9 protein-coding genes are annotated in these 7503 nt (G+C 63.0%); 8 read left to right on the top strand and 1 reads right to left on the bottom strand.

Annotation, left to right across the window (positions count from 1 at the left end):
* A partial coding sequence (locus BN1137_RS00520; protein WP_198150562.1) for a sigma 54-interacting transcriptional regulator occupies positions 1 to 324 on the bottom strand: 324 nt, incomplete at its 3' end.
* A 196-nt stretch (positions 325 to 520) separates the two neighbouring features.
* On the opposite strand from BN1137_RS00520, the gene pspA reads away from it, so the two are divergent.
* The 8 genes from pspA (at position 521) to tyrR (ending at position 7485) form a co-directional block, all read left to right on the top strand.
* Positions 521 to 1198: a phage shock protein PspA gene (gene pspA / locus BN1137_RS00515; protein ID WP_050716727.1), complete on the top strand. Its 678-nt coding sequence runs from the start codon at positions 521 to 523 to the stop codon at positions 1196 to 1198.
* A gap of 3 nt (positions 1199 to 1201) precedes the next feature.
* The gene (gene pspB / locus BN1137_RS00510; RefSeq protein ID WP_042653638.1) at positions 1202 to 1438 is read left to right on the top strand and encodes an envelope stress response membrane protein PspB; all 237 of its coding nucleotides are present in this window, start codon (positions 1202 to 1204) and stop codon (positions 1436 to 1438) included.
* Complete coding sequence (pspC, locus tag BN1137_RS00505) at positions 1435 to 1836, top strand: envelope stress response membrane protein PspC (RefSeq protein ID WP_050716726.1); 402 nt, start codon at positions 1435 to 1437, stop codon at positions 1834 to 1836. Before pspB ends, pspC begins: the two co-directional genes overlap by 4 nt.
* Positions 1837 to 1917: 81 nt before the next feature.
* Positions 1918 to 3324 carry a YcjX family GTP-binding protein gene (locus tag BN1137_RS00500; RefSeq protein WP_050716725.1) on the top strand — a complete coding sequence of 469 codons (1407 nt, stop codon included), beginning with the start codon at positions 1918 to 1920 and terminating at the stop codon, positions 3322 to 3324.
* Between the two features lie 57 nt (positions 3325 to 3381).
* On the top strand, positions 3382 to 4428 hold the full coding sequence (locus BN1137_RS00495) for a YcjF family protein (RefSeq protein ID WP_050716724.1): 1047 nt from the start codon (positions 3382 to 3384) through the stop codon (positions 4426 to 4428).
* A gap of 149 nt (positions 4429 to 4577) precedes the next feature.
* A complete protein-coding gene (gene phhA / locus BN1137_RS00490; protein WP_050716723.1) occupies positions 4578 to 5384 on the top strand; it encodes a phenylalanine 4-monooxygenase in 807 nt (268 codons plus the stop codon).
* Between the two features lie 65 nt (positions 5385 to 5449).
* Positions 5450 to 5788 (top strand): 4a-hydroxytetrahydrobiopterin dehydratase, encoded by a 339-nt coding sequence (locus BN1137_RS00485; RefSeq protein ID WP_050716722.1) that lies wholly within the window; start codon positions 5450 to 5452, stop codon positions 5786 to 5788.
* A gap of 149 nt (positions 5789 to 5937) precedes the next feature.
* The gene (gene tyrR / locus BN1137_RS00480; RefSeq protein WP_050716721.1) at positions 5938 to 7485 is read left to right on the top strand and encodes a transcriptional regulator TyrR; all 1548 of its coding nucleotides are present in this window, start codon (positions 5938 to 5940) and stop codon (positions 7483 to 7485) included.
* Positions 7486 to 7503: the final 18 nt, after the last annotated feature.

Genomic DNA, 7503 nt, shown 5'->3' with positions numbered 1-7503 from the left:
CTCGTCGAGAAACAGGGTGCCGCCATCGGCGCGCTCGAACCGGCCCTGATGGCGCTTGGCGGCGCCGGTGAAGGCGCCCGCCTCGTGGCCGAACAGCTCGGTTTCCAGCAGGCTCTCGCTCAAGGTGGCGCAGTTGATGGTGACAAAGCTTTGATCCCAGCGGGCCGAGAGATAATGTAGGCGGTGGGCGATGAGCTCCTTGCCGGTGCCTCGCTCGCCGATGATCAGCACGGGTTTGCGCAGCGGCGCGAGTCGCGACGTCTGTTCAATGATTTCGAGAAACGCGTTGGACTCACCCAACAGGCTTTCCGTGTCTGTGCTCATCCTTAAACCCTGCTCGTTGAAAAATCTGGTCAATCTTACCAAAAGTTAGCTATTTTTATCATCTCTTGTTCTGGGCGTCTTGAAACTCAGGAAGAGCGCCCATATAAATCAATGAGTTAAAATTGGTTCCAGATTGGCACACAAGTTGCCATTGTCAATGGAGAAACAACCCAATGCCCATCACAGGAGTACAACCATGAGTATTTTTTCCCGCCTGGCCGACATCATCAATTCCAACCTGACGGCCCTGCTCGACAAGGCAGAAGATCCCCAGAAGATGGTGCGCCTGATCATCCAGGAGATGGAAGATGAGCTGGTGAAGGAGCGCTCCAACCTGGCCCGCTTCCTCGCCAACCAGAAAGAGATTGGCCGCCAGGTCAACCGCCATCAGGAGCGGGTGAACGAGTGGCAAACCAAAGCCGAACTGGCGCTGACCAAGGGTCGCGAAGACTTGGCCCGCGCCGCCCTCATCGAGAAGAAGAAACAGCTCGAACTGGCCGAGACGCTCTATCGTGAGCAGCAGGCGGTGGACAGCGGCATCGACAAGCTGGGTGACGAAATTCGCCAGCTGGAAGCCAAGCTCGAAGACGCCCGTGCTCGCCAGAAGGCGATGGCCATTCGCAGCGAGGCGGCCAGCAGCCGTTTGAACGTGCAAAGCCAGGTCGCCCGTGGCGACAGCCAGGCCGTGGTCAGCAAGTTCGAGCGCATGGAGCGCCGCATCGACGAGATGGAAGCGCGCGCCGATCTCGGCCAGTCCGACAAGGCGCTGGCCCAGCAATTTGCCGAACTGGAAGTGGACGATCAGATCAGCCGTGAGCTCGAGGCCATGCGCCAGAAGCTGGGCCAGAGTGACGCCACCAAACAGGGAGAATAATGAATGGAAGACATTCTTGGGATATTGGCGACGCCACTCATCGTCTTCATGGTGATAGTGGCCCCCATCTGGCTGGTGCTGCACTATCGCGCCAAGGGCAGAATAGGGGCCGGTCTCGCCGATAATGAGCGAGAGGAGCTGCAAGGCCTGCTGGTGCGTGCCGAGAAGATGCAGGAGCGGGTCGGCGCCCTGGAATCGATTCTGGATGCCGAGGTGCCCGGCTGGAGGAATAAGGTATGAGCGTCTCGACCAATCCTCGCAACCTCTATCGCGATCCCCAACGGGGCAAGATAGCGGGGGTGTGCGCCGGCCTCGCCGACTACTTTGGGGTGGAGACTTGGATAGTGCGGCTGCTGGCCATCACTGGCCTCATCTTCGCCGGTTTCATCACCTTCATCGCCTACATTGCGGCCTGGTTTCTGCTCGACAAGAAACCGGTCACCCTCTACGGGGAACAGGATGCCGAGTTCAGCGATCTGCGCATGAAGGCGCGCAGCTGGCAGGCCGGGGTCACCCCGCAGCAGGCGCTGGGGCGCATCGCGCAAGAGTTGGATGCGCTCGAGCCCAGAGTGCAGCGCATGGAGAAGCTGGTGACCTCCAAAGAGTTCAACTTGCAACGGGAATTCAGCAAGCTGTGATGAGAGACAATCGCGCCCTGGGCCAACGAGGGCCGGGGCGCGACCACACAGAGGATTGAGCACGCCTTGACACCTAAAAAATTGCTACGCAACAAGTTTGAACAGCAGTGGTCCGTGCTGCAGCACAAGGCCAATGAGGTGGTGAACCGGGTTCGGGATCGCCACATCCGGCTGGCGGTTACCGGCCTGTCCCGCAGCGGCAAGACCGCCTTTATCACGGCGTTGGTCAACCAGCTGGAGCACGCGGCCATCGACGGTCGTCTGCCCCTGTGGGATGCCCAGCGGCAGGGACGGATCCTGGGGGCGCGCCGCGTCCCCCAGCAGAACCTCCACATCCCGACCTTCCCCTACGAGCGCGGACTTGACTCGCTGTTTGGGGATCCCCCCGCCTGGCCCGAGCCCACCCGCGGCGTGGCCGAGGTGCGCCTCGAAATTCGCTATCGCACCCGCCATCCGTTGCGTCGCCACCTGGGGGAGATCTCCACCCTCTATGTGGATCTGGTGGACTACCCAGGGGAGTGGCTGCTGGACTTGCCGCTACTGGATCTCAGTTACGAGCAGTGGAGTGAGCAGGTGCAACATCAGCTGCGCCGCCCCGAGCTGCAACAACTTGCGGCCGCTTGGCTCGAGCCGCGCTGGCAGGCCGAGCAGCCCTTCGAGGAGAAACCCGCCAGCGAGCTGGCCGAGCGTTACACCGACTATCTGCACGCCTGCAAGCGCGAGCTGGGCTTGCACCTCATCCAGCCGGGCCGCTTCGTGCTGCCGGGGGAATACGCCGGCGCCCCATTGCTGCAGTTCGTGCCCTGGGTGTGGGACAAGCCCGCTGGCGAGCCCAGCGACGGCACCCTCTACGCCACCTTCAAGCAGCGCTTCGAGCAATACAAGCAGCATCTGGTGCAGGGTTTCTACGAGCAGCACTTTGCCGGGTTTGACCGCCAGATCGTGCTGGTGGATTGCCTGCAACCCCTCAACGCCGGCGCCGCCAGTTTTGGTGATATGCAGCAGGCCATCGCCCGCATCATGGAGAGTTTTGCCTACGGCAAGAGCAACTGGTGGCGCCGACTGTTCTCCCCGCGCATCGACAAGTTGCTGTTCGTGGCGAGCAAGGCGGATCACGTGACGCCGGAGCAGCACGGGCCCCTGGTCTCCTTGCTGCAACATCTGGTGAGCAGCGGCCGAGGTCAGGCACGCTTCGAGGGCATTGAGACCGAATGCCTGGCGCTCGCCGCCATCAAGGCCACCGAGGTGGGCAAGGGGCAGGCCAATGGCCGCGAGTTCCCTGCCATTCGTGGCACCAGCCTGGAGGGCGAGCCACTGCTGCTGTTCCCGGGGGAGGTGCCGTCCCAGATCCCGCCGGCTCAGTGGTGGCAGAGTCAGGGTTTTGATTTTCAGGCGTTTCGCCCGCTGCCTATGAGCGCCCATCAGGCGCTGCCCCATATCCGGCTCGATGCGGCGCTGGAATTCCTGCTCGGGGATCACCTCGAATAATCAGCTGGCCTGCTGGCATGGCAACCCTTTGCCGGTAGGCGCCGAGGAACATAAGCGATGAACGATCAGACAAAACAACCCACGCCAGCGGCGGCCGTCCCGCTGCAAGGCAAGATGGTGCTGGAGCCGGTGATCCCGGTGGCGCCGCCGGAGCAGGCCCCCGCACCGGCCCAGCGGCTGGAGGAGGCGAGCTTCGAGCGCCTCGATGAGCTCAATGACTTCACCGAGGTGGAGCCGGCTCTGACCATCAAGCCCCGCCGCCGTCACCGCCTGCTCGGCTGGGGGCTGGGGGCCGTGGGCCTGCTCTCCCTTGGTCAATTTGGCGCCTTCCTCGTCGACCAGTTCGCCTCGTCCCCGCTCTGGGGCGGTGCCTGGCTGCTGGCTTCCGGCCTGGTGCTGGTGGGCACGGCCAGCGTGGCCGGGCGCGAATGGTTGCGGCTGCGCACCCTCAAGCGGCGCCAGGACGTGCGCTCGCGTGCCGAAGACCTGTTGGCCCATCAGGGAGTGGGGCAGGGTCCGGTCTTCTGTGAGGCCCTGGCCGAGAAGAGTGGCGACAAGGGGCGGGAGGGCTATCGCAACTGGCTCTCCCAGCTCGACGAGAGCCACAGCGATCGGGAGGTACTGACCCTCTACAGTCAGCTGGTGCTGACCGAGCGGGACAAGCTGGCCCAGGCCCGGGTCGCCAAATGGTCCGGGGAGGCCGCCGTGCTGGTGGCCCTGAGCCCGCTGGCGACCGTCGACATGATGCTGATGCTGTGGCGAAACCTGCGGATGATCGAAGATATTGCGGATGTTTATGCCATAGAACTCGGCTACTGGAGTCGTATTCAACTGATCCGCCAGGTGTTTCGCAACATGCTCTATGCCGGCGCCACCGAGCTCGTCACCGAGGTAGGGATGGACTTGCTCGGCGCCGAGCTCACCGCCAAACTCTCTGCCCGTGCAGCCCAAGGGGTGGGGGCCGGCCTGCTTACCGCGCGGCTCGGGCTGCGCACCATAGAGGCCTGTCGCCCGCTGCCCTGGTGCGGCGATGAGAAACCCAAGCTCGGCGAGCTGAGAAAACGGCTCATCGGCCAGCTGGCGGGCTATCTCAGCAAGTCCTGAGGCCAGAGCCCCAAGGATGTCACAAATTGTTTACATTGGTGGCCAGCAGCCGACCCCGGGGTCGGCTGCTTTTTTAGGGGGCAAACCGTTACAGTGATCCTGTAGAGCAACACCAAGGCGCCTCGCCTTGCACAGGATGGAACGGGATCATGGCCACTCTTTATACAGCACACCAGCCGGACGCGCAGGGCTTCATTCACTACGGTGATGAGGAGCAGGGGACCTGGCAAATTCTGATTGAGCGCCAGCTCGCGGCCCTGGCCGGCAAGGCCTGCGACGAGTACATGGCAGGCCTTGTGCGCCTCGCCCTGCACCCGGATCGCATCCCGCAGCTCGCTGAGATCAACGCCGTGCTGCAACCCGCCACCGGCTGGTCCGTGGTGGCGGTACCGGCGCTCATCTCGTTCGATCGCTTCTTCTCGCTCTTGGCCAACCGCCAGTTTCCGGTTGCCACCTTCATCCGGCGTCGGGACGAGCTCGACTACCTGCAAGAGCCCGACATCTTCCACGAGCTGTTCGGCCATTGCGCCATGCTGACCAACCCGGCCTTCGCCCACTTTACCCATGTCTATGGCCAGCTGGGCCTCAAGGCCAGCAAGGAGGAGCGGGTCTTCCTCGCGCGGCTCTACTGGTTCACGGTGGAGTTCGGTCTGGTGCAGGGGGAGAGCGGGCAGGGGAGTGGCCTTCGCATCTACGGCGGCGGCATCCTCTCCTCCATCGGCGAGACTGGCTATGCCCTCTCGGGTCAACCCAGGCTGCAACCCTTTGATCTGGTGGAGGTGCTGCGCACCCCCTATCGCATCGACATCATGCAGCCCATCTACTTTGTGCTGCCAAGCCTGGATGCCCTCTACCAGTTGGCGGAGCAGGACATCATGGCGGGGGTGAACGAGGCTCGCCGTCTCGGCCTGCACCCGCCCCGCTTCACCCCGGCTGCCAGCAAGCAGGCGAGCTGATCATCGTATTCAACCCATTATTGCGCCCATCCCAAGCGCGCCCAGATACACGAAAGGAGTCCCCAATGTCCGAACTGGCAAGCCAACAGTGCGAAGCATGCCGCGCCGATGCCCCCAGAGTCAGCGATCAGGAGCTGGCCGAGCTGATGCACGCCATCCCCGACTGGCAGCCCATGGTGGTGAAGGGGGAGTTGCAACTGCGCCGGGAGTTTGGCTTTCGCAACTTCAAGGAGGCGCTCGCCTTCACCAACCGCCTGGGGGAGCTGGCGGAGGCCGAGTTCCACCACCCCGCGATCCTCACCGAATGGGGCAAGGTGACCGTCAGCTGGTGGACCCACAAGATAGGTGGCCTGCATCGCAACGACTTCATCATGGCGGCGCGCACCGACGAGCTGCTGAAATAGGCGTTTCGTCGCTGCAACAGCGCAAAACAGGCGGGTCTGTCCGGTGAATATCGGACGGGCCCGCATTTTTATGGGCCAACCCTCGCACTGGCGGGATCGAGTCTGTATCATCCGGTTATTCAGAATGTTAGCCAGGAAGTGTGTGCCGAATGCGTCTTGAAGTCAGCTGTGAAGACCGCCTGGGCTTGACCCGGGAATTGCTCGACCGTCTGGTGGAGCACAACATCGATCTGCGCGGCATCGAAATCGATACCTCAGGCATCATCTACCTCAACTTCCCCGAGCTGGAGTTTCGCGATTTTCAGCACCTGATGCCGGAAATTCGCCGCATCCCCGGCATCTATGACGTCAAAACCATCCCCTACATGCCCTCCGAGCGGGAGCACCACGAGATTGAGGCGCTGCTCAAGGCGCTGCCGGACTTGGTGTTCTCCCTTGACAGCAAGGGGCGGGTGACTCAGGCCAATCAGGCCGCCCTCACCACCCTGGCGCTGCCGCCGGAAGAGGTGCGCGGTGTCTCCTTGGGTTCTTTGGTCAAGGGCTTCTCCTTCGCCCGCTGGCTGGAGGCGAGCGAGATCCGGCCCCAGACCTGCAAGCTCAGCCTCGGCGGTGAGGAGTATCTCGGCGATCTGATGCCGCTGTTCGTGGCCGAAGAGAAGGGCAAACAGGCCTTGGCTGGCGCCGTGGTGGTGCTCAAATCTGCCCGCCGGGTCGGCATGCATTTTAGCGCCTTGCACGCGGTGGAAGTGGGTGGCTTCGAGCATCTGCAGGCCGAGAGCCAGAAGATGAAAGAGGTGCTGGCCCAGGCCGCGAAACTCGCGATGCAGGATGCCCCCTTGCTCATCGTCGGCGAGACCGGCACCGGCAAGGAGCTGTTGGCCCGCGCCTGTCACGGCGCCAGTCTGCGCTCCAGCCACCCCTTCATGGCGCTCAACTGTGCGGCCATGCCGGACAACGTGGCCGAGAGCGAGCTGTTTGGCTACGCCCCCGGCGCCTTTGGCAATAACACCGAGGGCAAGCGCGGCGTGCTGGAGCTGGCGAGCGGCGGCACCCTGATGCTGGACGAGATCGGCGACATGTCTCCCCACCTGCAGACCAAGTTCTTGCGGGTGCTGCAAGATGGCGTTTTCCGCCGGGTCGGTGACGAGCAGGAGGTGCGGGTCAACGTGCGCTTCATCTGCACCACCCAGAAGCAACTGCTGGATCTGGTGCACGAGGGCAAGTTCCGCGAAGATCTCTACTACCGCCTCAACGTGCTGAGTCTGGCGCTGCCGCCGCTTCGCGAGCGCAAGGCGGACATCATGGCGCTGGCCCAGCAGTTCGTCTCCCGCTTCGCAAGCGAATTGCAGCGCCCTCGTCCGCGCTTTACCCGCAACATGGCCGAATACCTGACCGCCTACCGCTGGCCTGGCAACGTGCGCCAGCTGCGCAACTGTCTCTATCGGGCCATGACCCTGCTGGAAGGGGATGAGATAGGCCCGGAACACGTGGACTTGCCGGTGGCGGCGGATGCCATGCCGCTCATCGACGAGTGGTTCGAGGGCGGGCTGGATGAGGCGGTGAAGCGCTTCGAGAGCCGGTTGCTGGAGCGACTCTATCCGGCATTCCCTTCTACCCGGCAACTGGCCAAGCGGCTTGGGGTTTCCCACACCGCTATCGCTAACAAGTTGCGCGAATACGGGATCGGTAAAAAGTAGCCAGATGGATTCTGTTCT

The sequence above is a fragment of the Aeromonas tecta genome, assembly GCF_000820185.1.
Classification (GTDB): domain Bacteria; phylum Pseudomonadota; class Gammaproteobacteria; order Enterobacterales; family Aeromonadaceae; genus Aeromonas; species Aeromonas tecta.
Note: the sequence above shows the minus strand (reverse complement) of the source record. Positions and strands in the feature narration are given on the sequence as shown.

Coding starts and splice junctions, on each gene's coding strand:
- pspA (WP_050716727.1), top strand. CDS start 521: ATGAGTATTTTTTCCCGCCTGGCCGACATCATCAATTCCAACCTGACG.
- pspB (WP_042653638.1), top strand. CDS start 1,202: ATGGAAGACATTCTTGGGATATTGGCGACGCCACTCATCGTCTTCATG.
- pspC (WP_050716726.1), top strand. CDS start 1,435: ATGAGCGTCTCGACCAATCCTCGCAACCTCTATCGCGATCCCCAACGG.
- BN1137_RS00495 (WP_050716724.1), top strand. CDS start 3,382: ATGAACGATCAGACAAAACAACCCACGCCAGCGGCGGCCGTCCCGCTG.
- phhA (WP_050716723.1), top strand. CDS start 4,578: ATGGCCACTCTTTATACAGCACACCAGCCGGACGCGCAGGGCTTCATT.
- BN1137_RS00485 (WP_050716722.1), top strand. CDS start 5,450: ATGTCCGAACTGGCAAGCCAACAGTGCGAAGCATGCCGCGCCGATGCC.
- tyrR (WP_050716721.1), top strand. CDS start 5,938: ATGCGTCTTGAAGTCAGCTGTGAAGACCGCCTGGGCTTGACCCGGGAA.